We start from the raw sequence: 18,400 nt of genomic DNA, 5'->3' as shown, positions 1-18,400 counted from the left end.
TAAGAGAATGAAAAATATCAAGAAAATAGTTTATGGGTCACTTATAACACTTCTTTTATCAAGTAGTAGTTACGCAGATTGTTCTTATGAGCTTTTTAGCATAAGTTCTACTAAAGATACTAAAATTATAGATTTTGTAGAACAACTAAGTGATGAGTGTGAATTTAGTGTCATAGTAACAGATCCACATGCTGAAAAGTTTTTAGAGACTGAACTAAACAAAACTCATTTAAAGAACTTAACGATTGATGAAGTGCTAAGTATTATTTTAAAGGAAAATAATCTATATTACACACTTGAAAATAATATTTTAAAAATATCATACCTAAACACAAAGGTTTTTGGTATAGACTACATTCTTTCTCAAAGAAAAGGTGTAGGAAGTACAAATATAACACTAAGCTCATCATCAGCTACAAGCACTCCCGGAGCTGTTGGAACGTCTTCTACAACAGCATCTACAGCAGGAGCCTCTGGAAGTTCATCTGGTGGCGGTTCTTCTGCTGAATCTGGAATTAAAATAGAGTCTACAGATGAAGTTAAATTTTGGGAGGAACTTGACTTAGAATTCCAAAAAGTTATAAACACAGCTCAAGATATATATCAAGCCAGTGCACCTATAATTAATAAAAATGCAGGGCTTGTAACTGTAACAGCTACTTTAAAACAAATGAATAGACTTGAAGGTTATTTAAAAAAACTTCAAGACAAAGTGCAACTACAGGTATTAATAGATGTACAACTTCTCTCAGTAACAATGGAAGAAGGAAAAACTACTGGTGTAGATTGGCAACAACTTTATGCACTTCAAAAAGTTACACTCTCTGCTAACTATTTATCAAAGAACAATGTTCCAACATTTACTGGAACTGAAATAACTACAGCTGGGGCACAAGCGGTAAATGAAGCAAGTCTTGTCACTGTAAAAGCTGGTGGGACACTTGATGAAGTTATAAAATTCCTACAAACGCAAGGTGATGTAGTTTCAATCTCAAATCCAAAAGTTTTGACTCTTAATAATCAACCTGCACTTATAACAGCGGGAACAGAATATTTTTACAAAATAAAATCAGAAACAAACCAACAAGGAACAGGTGGCGGAGTAGCCGCTACTACTCAAAATGACACTGTTCAATCAGTGTTTGCAGGTGTTCTTTTAGACATAACGCCTGAAATTGCAGACGACAAATCAATTACATTGAAAATTAATCCTTCTCTTTCAGAAACTGCACAAGACATATCTCAAGAGAGTTCAGCGAATAGAGTCATGCCTCCAGACCTAAATCGTCGTCAACTATCATCTGTAGTAACTGTAAAAGATGGTAATAGAATTATTTTAGGTGGTTTAATAAATACTAAAAATGTCAACAAATCCAATAAGGTACCTTTATTAGGTGATATTCCTGGGTTGAGCTATCTTTTCAAATATGAAGAGATGACAAAACAAATACAAGAACTAGTTATTGTAATTGAGCCACACATCATCGATAAAGCAAATAATAATCTTTCTTTAGCTGAATTAGGCTACAAAGGGATAACAGATCATACTGTTATTCTAAATAAAAGTTCTATATCAAACCAAGCTGACAGTCTATCAAAAGAAGTTGATAGCACAGGAAAGCATCAAAAAGACAATAAAGTGAAAGAGGAAGATGAAAAATAGCATCTTTGAAAACTCTAAAAATGTTTTTCTAGACAGTGTAAACGCAAGAGATTACATTCAACTAGATCGTGTATCAACTATTTATCAATCTTTAAAGGACTCTGTAAAAAAACCTTTAAAGATGATACTTCTTTATGGAAAGCCTGGAACTGGCAAAAGTATGTTTTTAACAAAACTTTATCATGACCTATCTTCTTCTCAAAAAGTATTTATATATCAAACTCCAATATTAGATGAAAGTGAATTTTTTAAATCACTCGCTCGAGATTTATTTGAAGTAAAATACCAAGGAGAACTAAATTTCACTCAATTTATGCTTATTGTAAATCAAAATCTCAAAGAAGATTCTCAAGTTCCATTAGTATTATTAGATGAAGCACAACTATATTCTAGTGTTCAAATGGAAAAGATTAGGCTCTTATCAGATACAAGAACTGTAAAGTTTGTCATTACACTGCACAAAACAGAAAAAGAAGACTTAATTGCCAAAGAGCACTTCCAAACAAGAATTTGGGAAACCATTGAACTTGAAAATGCTTCAAGTAGTGAACTAAAAATTTATATACAAAAGAAACTAATGAAAGCAAATTGTTTTGATAGTGCTAATATGTTCTCTCAAAAACCAGTTAATCTAATATTTAAATTAACAAAAGGCAATTACAGAGATACTAATAAATTACTATATACACTCTTTGATATATATTCTTGGTATTATGAAAATAATCCATCTAATATCAAAACAGATGTAATATCTAAAAAAATTGTAGAGATGTCAGCTATACAAACAGGTCTAATAAATGCTTAATGTAAATGACTTAGAGAAAAGATGGCGTAAATATAAGATTAAATCTTATATTCCTCATATTGTTATAATGACTAGTTTATCTATTATTTTCATTCTTGTTTCTATGGTTAATAATTCTGACAAATTTACCAATACAGAAACAATAGAAGAGAAGACAACTATTCAAATAAACGAAAATACAACCCCTAAGCTAAAGCAAATAATTGAGCAAAATATAACAGTTGCTAAAGTAGAAACTCAAAAAATAATTCCTAAAGAACAAGCTTCTGATGATAAAATGTTGATTCTTTCTCCTTCATTAAATTTTATGTCAAACATAAAACATAGTTCTATATCTTATGATGACAATGACGAAGTTCGTACACCAAGCGTAAATATCAAACCAAAGAATAAAAGTACACAAAAAGTAATAGCACCAAAAGAAAAACTAGAGCAAATTGAAGTAAAAGCAATCGAGAAAAAAAATGTAGTACACATTGAAAGACAAAATACGCAAGAAGATATTAGCCATGTTATAAAAAGATTTAAAAAGAACAATAATCCAGCTCTTAGTCTATTTGTAGCAAAAAAATATTATGAAATTGAAGAGTATCATAAATCTTACAACTATGCACTTATAACCAACGAAATAAATGACAATATAGAAGCTAGTTGGATTATTTTTTCAAAATCATTAGTTAAACTAAATGAAAAAGATGAAGCTATTAAAACATTAAAAAAGTACATCGAGCACTCACATTCTAGTCAGGCTAAAATACTTTTAGATGAGATTACATCAGGGAAATTCAAATGAAATTATTACTAATACTACTTTTTAGCATTAGCTTATATGCAGATATAAAACAAAACATGTTTAATCTTTACCAAAATAAAAAATATGAAGATGTGTGTAGTATAGGTTTTGATAATTTTAAAAAATATAAAAAAGATGAAGAGTTTGTTTCATTATACGCCTTTGCTTGCCTAAACTCTGACTACATAGATCGATTAGCAATACCAGTAGCTTTACTTAAATTTTCTCGTGAGGCTCGTGCTAATTCTGCATATTTTTCTGTAATACTTATGCAGAAAAAACTACTTTATCATGCACTAATTGACAACTATGATTTATCGTCTTTAAGCCTACCTACAACTGACTATGTCTTATCAAAGGTATTTGATTTTTATGCAAAACTAGGTGTTCATGAGCCAAGAGCTTTTTACCTCTTTGAAGATGAAAATGATAAAAAACTATCATATAAATTATATCTTGAAAAAGACACTAAGCTAAGCAAAATAGTTATTGAAGAGTTTTATGATACAATAAACATAAAACGACGTGTTTACTGGTAAATGGAATTAATTATGGATAGAATAACTAATGACCTGCTTGCCAATGGGTCAATCATGCAAGGCCAAGTTGACAGGCTCTTATCAAAAGGCTTAAGTTCAGATTTAATATTGAGAGATATCACACTGTCTGGCTTTATGACTATGGATAGGTTAATTCGTTTTATTGTTGAACAAATAAGAAATGGTGTTTACGAACTCTCAATAATTGATAATTATGACTACATTGATGAAAAAGAAGTTTTACAAAAATTATCAAAAGACTTAGAATTATCTTTTTTAGATTTAGATGCTATAGATATGGACTATCATTTAACAAGTCAAGTACCACTAGCTCAACTTAAAAGATATCTCTCTTTACCAATTTCTCAAGATGACATGTATGTTACAATAGCTTTTAGTGATCCACTTAATATTGAAGCTCAAGAAGCAATACAAAGACTCTTTCCAAGAAAGATTGTAAAAATAGCTACAGCTTCTAAAAAGCAAATACAATCATACCTATTTAAAGTAGAGCTAAAAGATAGTGTAAAAGGTTTAGTAAAAAAAATACGTGATGAATTAAACTCAATTAACTCTATAGAAGAACAACAAGAGGCTTCATCAATTCTGCTACTTATAGATGTTATTTTGAAAGCTTGTATTAGAGGTAGAGCTAGTGATATTCATATAGAGCCAACAGAGAAAAACTGTGTTGTTCGTGCTCGAGTTGATGGAAAATTAGCTGAAATATTCATTTTTGAAAAAGACATATATCCTCCTCTAGCCTCAAGACTTAAACTATTAGCAAATCTTGATATTGCAGAAAAGAGAAAGCCACAGGATGGTAGATTTTCTACTGCAGTTGGTACAAGAGAATTTGATTTTCGTATATCAACACTTCCTATCCTGTATGGTGAATCTATTGTTATGCGTATACTTGACAAAGAAAAAGCACTTGTAAAACTTGAAGATGCTGGTATGGATACGCTTAGCTACAACAAACTTTTAAAAGGTCTTAAAGAACCTTTTGGGATTATACTTGTAACTGGACCTACAGGAAGTGGTAAAACAACAACTCTATATGGTGCACTTAATGAACTTAGAAATGTTGAAGATAAAGTTATTACCGTTGAAGACCCTGTTGAGTATAGAATGAATCTAATTCAGCAGGTTCAAGTTAACCAAAAAGTTGGTCTAAGTTTTGCGGATGCACTTCGTTCAATTCTTAGACAAGATCCAGATAAAATTATGATTGGTGAAATTCGTGATCAAGAAACACTGGAAATTGCCATTAAAGCAGCTTTAACTGGTCATATGGTTATATCCACACTGCATACCAATGATTCCATAAGTGCTATTCCACGTATGGTTGACATGGGAATAGAAAACTATCTTATCAGTGGTGCATTAGTAGCTATACAAGCGCAAAGACTAGTTAGAAAGATTTGTTCTAAATGTAAAGCAGTTGAAAAAGTTCCAGCTTCCATATTAGAGGAATTAGAAAAATTTATTCCAGAAAATGCAATATTCTATCATGGTCAAGGATGTAAAGAGTGCAATGACACTGGGTACATGGGTAGAGAAATGATTTGTGAAGTCTTAAATGTAACGGAAGAATTATCATCTCTTATTGCAAAAGGTGCACCAAAAGATGCTATGCTATCTCAAGCTATAAAAGATGGGTTTGTAGGAATATTTGAAAATGGCATTCAAAAAGCTTTGGATGGAGTAACTAGTATTGAAGAAGTATTAAGGGTGGCTAAGGGATGAAATATTTTATTGTAACGATTCTTACAAAAGGTAAGAGAGAAGAGATACCGCTTTATGCAAAAGATAGAAAAGAAGCAAATGAGTACGCCAAACTAAAGCATTCTGGAATAATTATTAAAGTAGTCGAGGGGAAAGAACCTCTTGAGGCACAACTAAAAAGATTTAAAGCAAACTTTTTTCAAAATATCAAAAAAAGAAAGATTAAGCCAGATGCACTTATTGCTGCTGTTAGACAACTAGCTGTAATGACTAATGCTGGTATTTCCATCCATGATTCACTTAGTGAAATTGCTGCTTCAACAGATGATCAAGCTCTTAAACATGTATTTGGCAGACTAGCAGACGATATCAATGCTGGTCATGCACTATCTTCATCAATGGAAAATTTTCGTTTTGAACTTGGGAACCTTTCAATTGCCATGGTTCAACTTGGTGAAAAGACAGGTAACCTAGATGAAGCCTTATACTCACTTGCTGATATGCTTGAAGAGATTCGCGCGAATATAATTAAATTTAAAAAAGCAATGGCATATCCTAGAAATGTTATGATAGCAATGGCAATAGCTTTTACAATTCTCATATCTTATGTTGTTCCACAATTTAAAGATATCTTTGAATCTCTTAATGCAGAGCTTCCAATGCCTACTCAAATACTACTGACATTAGAACATCTATTTAATAATTATGGTCTATATGTTTTAGCTATTTTATTCTTAGCCTTTACGACATTTAAATATTTAATAAATAATTATAGACATATAAGATTTGGATGGCATAAGTTTTTACTTAGGACATATCTTATAAATAATATTATAAAGTTTTCTACCCTTAGTCGTTTTACCTTAGTTTTTGCAGAGCTTGTTCGTGCAGGTATTCCAATTGCTGAAGCACTTGATACATCTATTGCTATGATTGACAATCTACCTCTTAAACTAAAACTATCGTCAGTAAGAATGACTGTTGAAAAAGGTGGAACATTAAATACTGGACTTGCAGAAACAAAACTTTTTGAAAATATGATTATTCAAATGGTCAGAGCCGGTGAAGACAGTGGTACACTAGATACAATGATAAAAAAAGTTGCAGAATACTATAAAATGAGATTTGACGCTATTATCGATGGTCTATCTGAAGCGATAGAACCAATAATGCTATTAATCATAGCATCTATGGTAATTCTTTTAGCTCTTGGTATATTCTTACCAATGTGGGATATGGGGAATGCTGTTCAAGGTAGGTAGGTAGATATTTATATCTACTCTACGATCTTTACCAACCTGTCAAGCTTAGTTAAAAACTCTTCCATTATCACTTTACTTGCTTTTAGTATATATATAGTCCCAATATCAAAAAATTTATCAACTATTTGCACATCAAATACTTCACACTCATATTCTACTATTCTAATATTTGAATATTCAAAATATATTTTCACCTCTATCTCTTGCTTGTATTCTAAAAGAGTAGATTCATCTATAACTAAATTTACTGCATCACTATAAGCACGAACAAGACCACCAGTACCAAGTTTAGTGCCACCGAAATATCTAACTATAATTACTGCACTATTTATCATATCTGTGCCTTGCAGAACGAACAATGACGGTTTTCCAGATGTACCTTTTGGCTCACCATCATCACTTGAATGCTCTACAATTTGATTAAACTCATTTAAGTATCTATACGCAACAACAAAATGTCTGGCTTTAGTGTGCTCTTGTTTTAATTTATCAAGTGTTTCTTGGAATAGAGTGTAAGGAGTGAGGAAAGCAATAAATTTTGATTGCTTAACCTCAAGAGTATTTGTATATACTGTGTTAATAAACTTCATATTATGCTAGATTTGTAAAAACCTTTTGCACATCTTCATCATCTTCTAATCTTTCTAGTATTTTGTCGATATCTGCTTGTTGCTTTTCAGTAATGTTTACAGGGGTATTAGCCATTCTTTCTAAGTTAGCCTTAGTTATTTCAATATCCATACTCTCTAGAGCCTCAGTTAGTGATCCAAAACTAGTATAATCACCAGTGACCAAACATACATCATCTTCTGCTTCTATGTCTTCAAGTCCTGCATCAATTAATTCTAATTCTAGTTCTTCAATATCCATATCATCTTTTAAAGAAAACTCAATAACTGCTTTTCTATCAAACATAAACTCTAATGAACCATTAGTTAGTAATTCTCCACCATGCTTTGTAAGTATATTTTTAACATTTGCAACGGTTCTAGTATTATTATCAGTCATACACTCAATAAAAAGCAAAACACCGTGAGGAGCTTTCCCTTCAAAATTGACTTCTAGCATACTTGCAGTGTCTTTTGCTGAAGCTCTTTTTATTGCTGCTTCAATATTATCTTTTGGCATATTTTCAGCTTTAGCATTTAATATTGCAGTACGAAGTTTAGAGTTCATATCAGGATCATTACTTCCCTCTTTTGCTGCCATAGTAATAATTTTGCCAAGTTTTGGAAACAATTTTGACATTGCTCCCCATCTTTTCATTTTTGATGCTTTTCTATATTCAAAGGCTCTACCCATAAAATTTCTCCTTAACTTATTTGTGAGATGCTGAGTGCACCATCTTCACTGTAATCTACAATTATCTTGCTAGATTCTTCTTCTTTTACTAAATTTATAGTTAACTCTCTTTTTTCTAATGTATCATTTTTCAGCAGTTCAACATTGTAAGCTTCTAAAGAGGCTCCAAGAGCATCTATGATTTTTGAGCTAAGTTTCAACCAATGTCTGTCAAGCATTTCTTCTTTTTCATAGAACAATCCACTCTCATCATAATCAAGTTCACAAGCTTGATTTGCAACATCATTTAACTTATTAAAAAGCCTCTGTGAATCTATAAAACTATTTTTTAAAACGCTATAATCTTCTTCATTTAACATTTTTCATACCTATAAAACTATATTTTAAATTCAAAGATGTATAATACCATATATACAAGTAGTAGGAATTTAAATGAGACTGAGTTTTAGACTTAAACACCATTTCTTCAGTGCCTTTCGTGAATTTTTTGTTCATCATCATGGTTCATTAGAATTTCGAGCCAAAATTTTTGCACTCTTAATAGCTTCCGATGAGGAAAGGACAGTGGAAAATTATATTATTGTAAAAAACATTGGTATGGAGATATATAAAAATGACGAAGATAGGGCGAATCTTTTAATGCTCTCTACAAAAGAACTTGTAAAAAAAGTACAAGACAACAATGGCTTAGATATCGATACACTTATTGCACACATACAAAAAGAGTTAAAAATTATTCCAAGATATGCTAAAAAAATTGATATAGAATCTTTAAAACCTATTATTGAATTAACACATGACAGAGATACTATTTCATACCAAGAAAATATTTTAGAATTTTTAAAAACATTGAAAGAAGAGACTCTTCATAATAAAAAATCACAAATTGCTAAAGATGAAGAAAATCTTGCTTCTAAATATTAAACTTCTCTTTATCAAAAAAACTATCAACAGAAATATTCTTAAATGCCGCATTTAGCGAGGTAAAGAGCGATGGAAACTCTTTCTCCATCTTAGATAGCATCTCTTTCATATTCGCTCGTGCGTGTGGCATTTTAACATCAAAACGCATAGCCGGGCAAGCTTCATCACCAATTGCAGCTATATCATTATCAAGTACAAAAGCGGATAGTTGACGCTCTCTCATCTGGATAAGAGGACGAATTATTATTAAACCATTTTCTGCTCTATATTTTGGAGCAAGAGACCGCATCTGACCATTATAAATAAAGTTCATGAAAAAGCTCTCTGCAGCATCATCCATATGATGTCCAAGGGCAAGTTTATTGCATCCTTGTTCTTCAGCTATACCATAAAGTGTTCCTCTTCTCATTCTTGAAAAAAAGCTACAAAATGATGAGTTTTTTCTAATTTTTTCTTCTGCTAAATCATATATTTTAGTATCGTGGACAATATAAGGTATATCATATTCTTTACAGTGTTTGGCTAAGTTATCAAAGTTCTCACCCATGCCATAACCAACTGTTACAGCTATAAACTCAAATTTAAAAGGAGCACGATGCTGTTGCTCTTTCATAGCATGAATCATTGTTAAAGAGTCTTTACCGCCACTTAGTCCGACTAAGATTTTATCGCCCTCTTCTATAAGGCCAAACTCAGCATTAGTTTTACCTAGTTTAGACATGATTTTTTTAGATGGGCAAATTCTTTTCATTTATTTTGTAATTACCTTATCTACCATTTTCATAATAAACTCAGCTGATATAATCGCGCTCGATTCCATAAACTCATCAAATGAAAAACTGGCATCTGTATCTGCAGTATCACTAATAGCACGAAGAATAAAGAATGGAACATTTAAAGATTTACAAACAACTGCTACAGATCCACCTTCCATCTCTAAAGCATCAGCATTAAAATGCTTTACAATATTCTCTTTAACTTTTTCATCATGCACAAATTGGTCACCAGTAGCGATAATACCTTCTTGCACAGTTTTACCTAACTCTTTTGCAACCTCTTTTGAGAGTTCAATTAATCCCTGATCTGCTTCAACAAATACACTACCACCTGGAACGAAGCCCATAGGGTGTCCAAATGCGGTAATATCCAAATCATGCTGAGATAATTTTGTCGCTACTATTAAATCTCCAATTTTTAGACTTGGATTTATGCCACCAGCTACACCACTAAAAAGTAGTTTGTCGCAATTAAAATGCTGAATCATTGTAGTAGCTGTTAATGTTGAAAACACTTTACCTATTTTAGAGTAAGCTACAACTATATCAACGCCTTTATATGAGGCTTCATAATATTCATTATCTGCATATTTTGTTGTTTTATATGTTCCTAATTTTTCTAATATTGGAGCCACTTCTTCTGGCATTGCACCCATTATTGCTATTTTCATTTATATTCCTATTTATATGTCAAATGTTTTTATTATTGTTTCATAACGCGGTAGTTGGTGTCTAATACTACCATTCTTTTCTACTATACAACTTCCACCCCAAAACCCAAGTCCGTCTTCAAACCCAACTCTATTTACGAAAATCAATTCTGCACTACATTCTGAAGCTACGGTTTTAATTATAGAGTACCATTTATTTTCTATGACTAAACCTTCTTCTGTAAAACCACGAGCAGGTGATGCCACTAGTGCAATTATTAAATCTGGGTTTTCTTTTATTAAATCATGATGAACAGAGTCATGCCATAGATCTTCACAAACCAACATTGAAGTCTTACCAAACTGACTAGTAAAGCTTTCAAATATTTCACCGGCTTTAAAGTATCTAGCCTCTTCAAACATCCCATAATTTGGAAGATGAACTTTATTATGTTGACTTAGAAGTTTGCCTTTTGAAAAATATAAAGCTGCATTCCTAAATGCTTCTTTATCTTTCATAGCACCCCCAACTACAATGTCTATCTCACTGCTTAAATCTTCTAATAAACTAAGCTCATCCTTATTCCATGCATCTTCGTATAGTTTATCTTGCAACAAATAACCATTTAGGGATAATTCACAAAATACTATTAAATCACTCTTATCTTTAAATTCTTCTATAGTCTTACAGATATAATCTAAATTAGAACGATTTAATTTAGGTGATGTTTGAGCAAGTGTAACTCTCATGTTAGTTACATATTTCCTCTGCAACTTTTTCTAAACTAGCCATATCTGATATATTAAGTGTAATTAATTCTTGAGCAATTCTACGGTTTAAGCCTTTAAGAGTAACACCATTTCCAAATTCAATAGCTATGTCAACATCGCCTGCAATTGCTAATATTGATTGTTTATATTTTACTGGTTTTACTAATTGATCTTTTAGCAGTGATACAGCTTCATCTTTTGTACTATAAGGTAAAGTTGTTACGTTTGAAATAATAGGTGCACTGAACTCATCTTTAATCATTGTCTTCATCATATCAGCTAAAGGCTCTTGTGCAGGAGCTAAGATGTCACAGTGAGATGCTACAGACATATTAAGAAGAAGTGCTCTTTTTGCACCAGCATCTTTGAAAGTTTGTTCTAGTGAAGCCAAATCTGCTTTCATACCGGCAACTACAAGTTGCCCATCCTGATTATAGTTTGCAGGCCAAACTTTTTTACCCTCAGATTGTGCGGCAGAACAGATAGATTCAACACTAGCATCGTCTAAACCAACAATTGCCATCATACCAGCTTCAATTTCATCACAAGCACTCTGCATGAATGCGCCACGATTATGAACCAATTCAACCGCATCAATATAGTCTATTGCTCCACTAGCACATAAAGCCGAAAATTCCCCAAGTGAATGACCTAAGAAAAGTGTTGCTTCAATCTTTGGACAAGCTTCTTTAAAAAGACGATAAGCTACCATTTGGACAAGAAGTATAGCCGGTTGTGTATAAGCTGTTTGAGCTAGTTTTTCATTTTCTTCAAAAATAATTTCTTTAAAATCAACACCAATTCTTTCACCAGCTTTTGCAAACATCTCTTTTGCTATATCTGAATTTTCATAAAAGTCCTGACCCATACCTACTGCTTGACTACCCTGTCCTGCAAATATCATTGCTATTTTATTCATATTATTTCCCTTCTTTATTTATAAATATTCTTTGTTATCCGCAATTTTTTTTCTAAGTGTATTTCTATTTAAACCTAACTTATCCGATAATTGAAGTTGTGATTTAAATCTACTGAGACCAGCTTTTATAAGTGGTACTTCATATAGATGCAAAAAGTTTCTATAGTCACTTTGTGAACCAAGTTTATCAACTAAATAATTCTCAACTATATCCATTAATTCTACATCTTTAATATCTTGTAACAAAGAGTGAATCATCACTTGTCTTTTAAGTGAATTTGAATTTTGAGATAAGTCAGGAGTAAAATTTTTAGTATTAAATTTAGTATTACTACAAAACAAAGAAGATGCTTCATTGATAAACATCACAACTAACTCTTCTACATCTTCTAATCTATCACGAAGAGGTGGAATATCAAATTTAACACTAAAAATCTCATCTATATATTCATTGGAAAAAGAGCTTTTAGATGTTGCCACAACCCTAACAGAGTTAACATTAATAGCATCTACAACCCTCTTAATATTTGGAGAATTTTCTAAATTGATAATAATTATTTCATTTACACTTTCAAGTGTACTAAGTAATTCATCAAAATCAGAAGCCTCTATTATAATGGCGTCTGGAAGTATATAGCGAGCAAGAGTTTTCTTACCGACACCAACTTCTCCAGAAATCAGAGAGTTTACACTAAGTGTTTTCAAAAGTGTTGCTGTTTTAAATGCTTGAGCCGAAGGCTCAGAAGCAGTTATGAAACTAGTTGCATCCACAACCAGTGCCACCACCTGTACCACAACACTCATCGTCTTGTTGATTCTCAGCAGGAATACCTGTCATTGCTTCTTCAGCAGATGCATCTCTAACATTGTTTACAGTAACTGTGAACATTAAATCTTTGCCTGCAAGGGGGTGATTGAAATCAATTATTACAGTCTCTTCACCTATCTCTTTTACAACAACTTGAACTGTTCCACCATCTTCACCTTGACCATAAAGAGTCATTCCAACTTCTAAGTCAATTCCAGCAAATTGGTCTTTAGGAACTTCTTGTTTAGCATCTGGATTATGAGTTCCATAAGCATCTTCAGCTTTAACTAAAACATCGCCTTTTTCACCAATTGCCATGTTAACAATTCCAGTTTCTAAACCTGGAATAATTTGACCCTTACCAAACATAAATACTAAAGGTGATCCACCTACATTGCTGTCTACTACAGCCTCTCCATCACGAACTTCATACTCTATTGATACGATTTGATTTGCTTCTATTGCCATTATATTAGCCTTTATTAATTTTTTTGGATTTTAACATAAATATGCATAATATTACTAAAATATTATGCAACTACTTCATCTTACTAAGATTACTTTTTGCTGTTTTAGCTTCTGTAGAATTTGGATATTTAACTACAACACCGTTATAAAAAGATTTTGCATTTTTTTCATCACCTGTTTTCTCCATAGATACAGCAGTGTGAAGCATTAGAGTAGGCATATAGGAAGCCTTAGAATACAATGAAGCACTCTTTTTAAAATATGCGATTGCTTCAGCATAATTTTTTCTATAGTAATAAATCTCACCTAACTTATAATGCGAACCAGCAGGTTTATAGTTTTTCTTAATTAGATGAGTATAATATTCAATACTTTCAGTATAATATTTTTTATCATAACTTTGTTGTGCTAATTTTGCAACTTCAGCATTTGACATACTATCAATCTTTGATTTTTTAGGAGTAGAACCTTCTTTTAACTCTTTTGATACTAACTCTTTGAATACATTAAAATCACTTACTAAAGTATTAAATTCATCTTTTGAAACATATGCTGTATTTACAATATTTACTAAAGCAGTTAGCTCACTAACTGCAAGCTTCATATCTTTTATCTCTAAAGCATTTGCTTGAGATATTTCACTTAGTCTCTTTTCATACTCATTTGAACTAATTAACTCATCTGTATTTTTTTTCTCTAAATTTTTGAGATTTAGTCTATTTTCTTGAGACTTTTGACTAAGTCCTTCAATAATAGTTTGCAAACCGTCTATTCTCTCTCTTAATGAATCAACTTGATTCGCTTGATTATTACTATTGACAACAACTTTTTTTAATTTGTCTTTGTTTTGAAGAATAACCTTTTCACTTGAAGTTAAGCCATAAGGTTGAGAAGTTTCTAGATTACCAGCACCAAACGCAGATGGTTCAGCACTGAATAAGTTAAATGGCACAATAGCTGCAATGAGAACAACTAAAATAATGCGATTCATAGATTACGGAAGAAGTTTAAAGTCTACGCGACGGTTTTTTGACCAACAATCTTGAGTTTTATCATTACACACTGGGTTACTTTCACCATAGCTCACCATAGTGATACGAGTCTCGTTTACACCTTCAGCCATTAATGCTTTTTTTACAGTAGAAGCTCTTTTTAGACCTAGTGCGAAGTTATATTCATCACTACCCCACTCATCACAGTTACCTTCAAGCTTTACAGTGAATGCTTTTGCAGTATTATTTGCAACAGTAGCAGAATTTGTAACTTTTGATTCCATATCAGAACGTATAACAAACTTGTCAAAATCAAAATATACAGTTGATAATTCTTTTTCTAGGTTCGCCATTTTCATCTCATTAGAATCTGATTTTTCCATACTGCTTTCACCAACTGTTGCATCTTCAGCGGATACAGTTTCAGTTTTTACGGCTTCAACTTCTTGGGCAACTACTTCTTCTTTTACTTTTTCATCTACTGCAGGCTTCTTGTCTGCACATCCACTAAAAACTAAAAGTGCCATTACGATACTTGAGAATACTATACTTTTCATATTTACTTACCTTGATTTTAAATTGTTCTGATTGTACCAAAAAAAGAATAATAAAGTGATATATCACAGTACAAAGTGATGAATTTCATCTATATTACTATCTTCTTACCAATCCATTGCTTGTAACTTACCATACTTAAGAGGAAACAGATAATTCTTATTATGATTTAATCTTATAATACCTATAGAACTTTGAGCTTTATAGTTTTTAATAAATAATATGGCATCTCCATCTATAGAAAATCTAGGAAACTCATTTACACCAGTAGCTGTAAGTCTTCTAATAAAATCTGTCTTTGTTGAGATCAAATGTAAGTTAAAAGTATTTGTTGAGAATGCATTTGAACTCTCTCTTGCCTTATATACTATATATTCTCCATGTGTACTACATGCTGAATTACTCTTACCATAATATACCATTTGCTCTACACTGTTACTACCAATTTTTTTAGAAAAAACATTTGGGTAACCTAGTCTGCCAGATATAAATACAATTGTTTCACTGTCCATGAATTGCGCATTAACATCAATTCCGCCATATGTAGTTAGTTGTTGAGTCTTAAAAGTATCTACATCATATAAATAGACATCAGGTTGACCTTTTGGAGCCATTGTAAGTAGTAGTTTTTTTCCATTTCTGCTTACATCAGAACAGATCATCATACCATCTGAAGATATAATAGCCTTACTTTTTCCAGTTTTAATATCAACATATTTAAGTGTAGGCTTTTTTTCGTCTAAAGATGTATAATAAAATGCATTTTGAGCATTATTAGCCCATTTTGGAAAGATATTAAACCCACCCTTCACGACAGTATGCTGATACGCAAGAGTGTAATCTGAAATTACTACTTCAGTTTTCTGTGGAGCAACAACTCTAGAAAAAATAACTCTTCGCTTCATCCACTCAACCGATGGGGCTCCCATAAACTCATTAATATCGTAAGCTATTGTATGAGAAACAAACATAAAAACATTTTTCCTACTGATTCTATACTTTTTATTTAGAGCTATATTTTCTTTATGTATAAGTTTAAGATCAATATTTAAAGCACCGTCATCATCTTCAAACATCTTATATCTTAAAACGTAGTCCATATCCTTATTATCAACCATAACAGCTGAGTCATTAAAGTGGGTTTGTCTATGATGTCTATCTACGTTAAATAGTGATATTACATTTAAATCTGCAACTAAAGCCTTAAAAAACTTTAATCTAAACGTATCATCATAACTTACTGATGAATCTTCAACTGCTAATGTAGGAAGAGATTCTACTTTTTTAATAACTTCAATTGTTGCATCATTTGCATGCGATAAACTAAATATGAATAAAAGTATAAATAATATTCTCAAAATTACTCCTTGGATGTTAACATAATTACATAATTTCCGGATTTGTTTTGCGGATTTGCAGGGAACAACACTCCTAAAAGTCTATCTTTTATCTTGTCACACTCATCATTTAAGCTACTGTTTGCTGAATAAGTCAAGATTCTAAAATCCATAACCTTTCCAATAGCACTTAACTCAATAATAGCCTTAACACTATGTCCTTGAGAATTTTGAGGTGGAACAAAGTTCTGATAAACTAAAGCCTGAATTTTAGCCAAATATTCATTAACCGCATTTGCAGTTGAAATCTTTTGTGAATCATCACTTTTTTCAACTACACTATTATCAGTTAACTTCTCTGATACAGGCTTAACACTATTTTTATCAATAGTTTTGAATTTTTTCCCAATCTCCAATAATCTTTTGTTGTCAACATTTTTTTCAACTATATTTTGTTTTTTAATACTTTTAGTCCATACATCACTGAACAAGTCATCAATATTAACGTCGCTGGGCTCGATAACGCTATTTTCTTCTATAGGTGTAGCAACACTTTTTTTTGAACTTGTTTGTATTTCTGGCATATTTAGAGATATAGATATATAGTTATCTTTTTTTAAAGCGTATATATCAACATTTGATTTTGTAAATAACATATAAATAATGAGAGATGCAAAGAAAGCAAAAAGTGATAAAGAAATAAAACCACTTATATAAAAATATGAGTTATTATTACCCATTTGTAGCTAATGAAACCTCAGAAAAGCCTGCTTGTTTTACTGCAGCCAAAACTGACATAACAACACCATAGTCCAAAGTTTTATCTGCACTAATAAGTACCGTAGCTTTTAAATCTAATTTTTTAGAATAAAGAAAAAAATTATCCATGAATTCATGTAGTTGATAATTGTCTTTATTTATTTTAACATTTAGTTCTTTATCTATAGATATATGTACTGGTGGTATTTTAGAAAGCTGTTTGCTCATTGAGCCTTGTGGCAGTTTTATTTGCTCTTCGTATATAATATTTGGAGCTATTACCATTAATATAGCTAGTAAAACTAACATTACATCCACAAGTGGAGTAATATTTAGCTCTGGTTTATCTTCAAAATCATACATATTGCTAAACTTTTCTAGCTAGAACTGCGTCACTTTGCATCTGAAGGCAACTAACAAGTTCGAAAGATTTTCTTTTTAAAACTTGGTGATATGTATATGCAAAAATTGCAACAAATATGCCGGCTGCAGTAGCTACTAGTGCGTCTGAAACACCACTAGAAATAACTGACATACTTCCTGTACTTTGACCTATATGTGTAAAAGTATCCAAAATTGATACAACAGTTCCAAAAAGTCCTATAAACGGAGTGGTTGATGCAAATATAGATAGTAAAGATAAGCCTTTAGTTGCCTCTTTCGTAGCAGCAAGCATTGCTAATCCTAGAATCTCTTTACTAACATTAGTACTGGTTTTTAAGAAGTTATTTAAAAAAGATTTCACACTAACAGTTGAAGCACCCAAAAGAAGAGACTCTAATGAGCTGTTTTCATTTTGTAGCCAACTATTAATAGAAAAATAGCGGTAGAAAAACACCCAGTTAAGAACAATAAAATATACTGACAATAGAGCCAGTACACCCAAAGTTACTGGGTGACTTTTAAGATAAAAATCTATGAGATTGTTGATCATCTAATATAGTAATCTTTTTGCTGCTGATTCAATTCTAGCTGAAACAGAAGCAATTGCTGGATTTGAATCAGCAATATCATTAATAAGTTTTTTTGCATCTTCAAGTGCAGTTGCAATATCACTTTCATTATCACCACGAATAGCAACAGCACCTTCAACTAAAACAATTACTTTGGCTTCGTCAACTTGAACTACACCCCAGTTTATTAAAATTGACTCAACTGATTTATCATCTTTTTCGATATCAATCACACCAGCTTCCAACAGAGTTGTTAATGAAGCATGCTGTGGTAAAACACCGAACTCTCCCTCTTCACCTGGAAGAGTTACGCTAACGACGTCATCGTTAAAGATTTCACCATTAGGAGTTAGGATTTCAAGTCTTAACTTATCCATTACAGTCCTTTAGTATATT

General features: G+C 31.8%; 23 protein-coding genes. 7 read left to right on the top strand and 16 right to left on the bottom strand.

Annotation, left to right across the window (positions count from 1 at the left end):
- Positions 1–7 precede the first annotated feature (7 nt).
- The 6 genes from mshL to SMGD1_RS11490 are packed head-to-tail and all read left to right on the top strand — an operon-like array spanning position 8 to position 6,790.
- Positions 8–1,663: a pilus (MSHA type) biogenesis protein MshL gene (gene mshL / locus SMGD1_RS11515; protein ID WP_008339559.1), complete on the top strand. Its 1,656-nt coding sequence runs from the start codon at positions 8–10 to the stop codon at positions 1,661–1,663.
- Complete coding sequence (locus SMGD1_RS11510; protein ID WP_008339371.1) at positions 1,653–2,468, top strand: ATP-binding protein; 816 nt, start codon at positions 1,653–1,655, stop codon at positions 2,466–2,468. The genes mshL and SMGD1_RS11510 overlap by 11 nt, the downstream gene beginning before the upstream one ends.
- Positions 2,461–3,261, top strand: coding sequence for a hypothetical protein (locus SMGD1_RS11505; RefSeq protein ID WP_008339462.1), 801 nt, complete (start codon positions 2,461–2,463; stop codon positions 3,259–3,261). Before SMGD1_RS11510 ends, SMGD1_RS11505 begins: the two co-directional genes overlap by 8 nt.
- Positions 3,258–3,800: a hypothetical protein gene (locus SMGD1_RS11500; protein WP_008341395.1), complete on the top strand. Its 543-nt coding sequence runs from the start codon at positions 3,258–3,260 to the stop codon at positions 3,798–3,800. The genes SMGD1_RS11505 and SMGD1_RS11500 overlap by 4 nt, the downstream gene beginning before the upstream one ends.
- A 12-nt stretch (positions 3,801–3,812) precedes the next feature.
- A complete protein-coding gene (locus SMGD1_RS11495) occupies positions 3,813–5,549 on the top strand; it encodes a GspE/PulE family protein (protein WP_008339286.1) in 1,737 nt (578 codons plus the stop codon).
- Positions 5,546–6,790 (top strand): type II secretion system F family protein, encoded by a 1,245-nt coding sequence (locus tag SMGD1_RS11490; RefSeq protein ID WP_008339362.1) that lies wholly within the window; start codon positions 5,546–5,548, stop codon positions 6,788–6,790. Before SMGD1_RS11495 ends, SMGD1_RS11490 begins: the two co-directional genes overlap by 4 nt.
- 14 nt (positions 6,791–6,804) lie before the next feature.
- On the opposite strand, the gene SMGD1_RS11485 is transcribed toward SMGD1_RS11490, so the two are convergent.
- The 3 genes from SMGD1_RS11485 to SMGD1_RS11475 are packed head-to-tail and all read right to left on the bottom strand — an operon-like array spanning position 6,805 to position 8,451.
- A complete protein-coding gene (locus tag SMGD1_RS11485) occupies positions 6,805–7,380 on the bottom strand; it encodes a YigZ family protein (protein ID WP_008339244.1) in 576 nt (191 codons plus the stop codon).
- 1 nt (position 7,381) lies between these two features.
- Complete coding sequence (locus SMGD1_RS11480; protein ID WP_008339347.1) at positions 7,382–8,092, bottom strand: YebC/PmpR family DNA-binding transcriptional regulator; 711 nt, start codon at positions 8,090–8,092, stop codon at positions 7,382–7,384.
- Positions 8,093–8,103: 11 nt separating this feature from the next.
- Entirely contained in the window at positions 8,104–8,451 is a 348-nt protein-coding gene (locus SMGD1_RS11475; RefSeq protein ID WP_008339525.1) for a hypothetical protein, read from the bottom strand.
- 73 nt (positions 8,452–8,524) lie between these two features.
- On the opposite strand from SMGD1_RS11475, the gene SMGD1_RS11470 reads away from it, so the two are divergent.
- On the top strand, positions 8,525–9,016 hold the full coding sequence (locus SMGD1_RS11470) for a hypothetical protein (RefSeq protein WP_039920236.1): 492 nt from the start codon (positions 8,525–8,527) through the stop codon (positions 9,014–9,016).
- On the opposite strand, the gene SMGD1_RS11465 is transcribed toward SMGD1_RS11470, so the two are convergent.
- The 13 genes from SMGD1_RS11465 to atpC form a co-directional block, all read right to left on the bottom strand.
- A complete protein-coding gene (locus SMGD1_RS11465) occupies positions 9,006–9,767 on the bottom strand; it encodes a tRNA 2-thiocytidine(32) synthetase TtcA (RefSeq protein ID WP_008339566.1) in 762 nt (253 codons plus the stop codon). The genes SMGD1_RS11470 and SMGD1_RS11465 overlap by 11 nt on opposite strands.
- A complete protein-coding gene (locus SMGD1_RS11460) occupies positions 9,768–10,463 on the bottom strand; it encodes a 5'-methylthioadenosine/adenosylhomocysteine nucleosidase (protein WP_008341390.1) in 696 nt (231 codons plus the stop codon). It lies immediately after the preceding gene.
- A 12-nt stretch (positions 10,464–10,475) separates the two neighbouring features.
- A complete protein-coding gene (locus tag SMGD1_RS11455) occupies positions 10,476–11,192 on the bottom strand; it encodes a nitrilase-related carbon-nitrogen hydrolase (RefSeq protein ID WP_008339420.1) in 717 nt (238 codons plus the stop codon).
- Position 11,193: 1 nt separating this feature from the next.
- A complete protein-coding gene (fabD, locus tag SMGD1_RS11450) occupies positions 11,194–12,132 on the bottom strand; it encodes an ACP S-malonyltransferase (protein ID WP_008339492.1) in 939 nt (312 codons plus the stop codon).
- Between the two features lie 18 nt (positions 12,133–12,150).
- A complete protein-coding gene (locus tag SMGD1_RS11445; protein ID WP_008339464.1) occupies positions 12,151–12,903 on the bottom strand; it encodes a DNA-binding transcriptional response regulator in 753 nt (250 codons plus the stop codon).
- A complete protein-coding gene (locus SMGD1_RS11440; protein WP_008339243.1) occupies positions 12,890–13,408 on the bottom strand; it encodes an FKBP-type peptidyl-prolyl cis-trans isomerase in 519 nt (172 codons plus the stop codon). The genes SMGD1_RS11445 and SMGD1_RS11440 overlap by 14 nt, the downstream gene beginning before the upstream one ends.
- Before the next feature lie 70 nt (positions 13,409–13,478).
- Positions 13,479–14,399 (bottom strand): tetratricopeptide repeat protein, encoded by a 921-nt coding sequence (locus SMGD1_RS11435; RefSeq protein ID WP_008339308.1) that lies wholly within the window; start codon positions 14,397–14,399, stop codon positions 13,479–13,481.
- A gap of 3 nt (positions 14,400–14,402) precedes the next feature.
- Positions 14,403–14,957, bottom strand: coding sequence for an OmpA family protein (locus SMGD1_RS11430; protein WP_008339222.1), 555 nt, complete (start codon positions 14,955–14,957; stop codon positions 14,403–14,405).
- 105 nt (positions 14,958–15,062) lie between these two features.
- Positions 15,063–16,313: a Tol-Pal system protein TolB gene (gene tolB, locus SMGD1_RS11425; protein ID WP_008339345.1), complete on the bottom strand. Its 1,251-nt coding sequence runs from the start codon at positions 16,311–16,313 to the stop codon at positions 15,063–15,065.
- A gap of 2 nt (positions 16,314–16,315) precedes the next feature.
- Positions 16,316–17,032: a TonB C-terminal domain-containing protein gene (locus tag SMGD1_RS11420; RefSeq protein ID WP_008339325.1), complete on the bottom strand. Its 717-nt coding sequence runs from the start codon at positions 17,030–17,032 to the stop codon at positions 16,316–16,318.
- The gene (locus SMGD1_RS11415; protein WP_008339385.1) at positions 17,025–17,414 is read right to left on the bottom strand and encodes an ExbD/TolR family protein; all 390 of its coding nucleotides are present in this window, start codon (positions 17,412–17,414) and stop codon (positions 17,025–17,027) included. The genes SMGD1_RS11420 and SMGD1_RS11415 overlap by 8 nt, the downstream gene beginning before the upstream one ends.
- A gap of 4 nt (positions 17,415–17,418) precedes the next feature.
- Positions 17,419–17,985: a MotA/TolQ/ExbB proton channel family protein gene (locus SMGD1_RS11410; protein ID WP_008339313.1), complete on the bottom strand. Its 567-nt coding sequence runs from the start codon at positions 17,983–17,985 to the stop codon at positions 17,419–17,421.
- Positions 17,986–18,381 carry an ATP synthase F1 subunit epsilon gene (gene atpC, locus SMGD1_RS11405; protein ID WP_008341385.1) on the bottom strand — a complete coding sequence of 132 codons (396 nt, stop codon included), beginning with the start codon at positions 18,379–18,381 and terminating at the stop codon, positions 17,986–17,988.
- Positions 18,382–18,400: the final 19 nt, after the last annotated feature.

It is taken from the genome of Sulfurimonas gotlandica GD1 (genome assembly GCF_000242915.1).
Lineage (GTDB): Bacteria > Campylobacterota > Campylobacteria > Campylobacterales > Sulfurimonadaceae > Sulfurimonas > Sulfurimonas gotlandica.
This window is presented reverse-complemented; position numbering and strand designations above follow the sequence as displayed.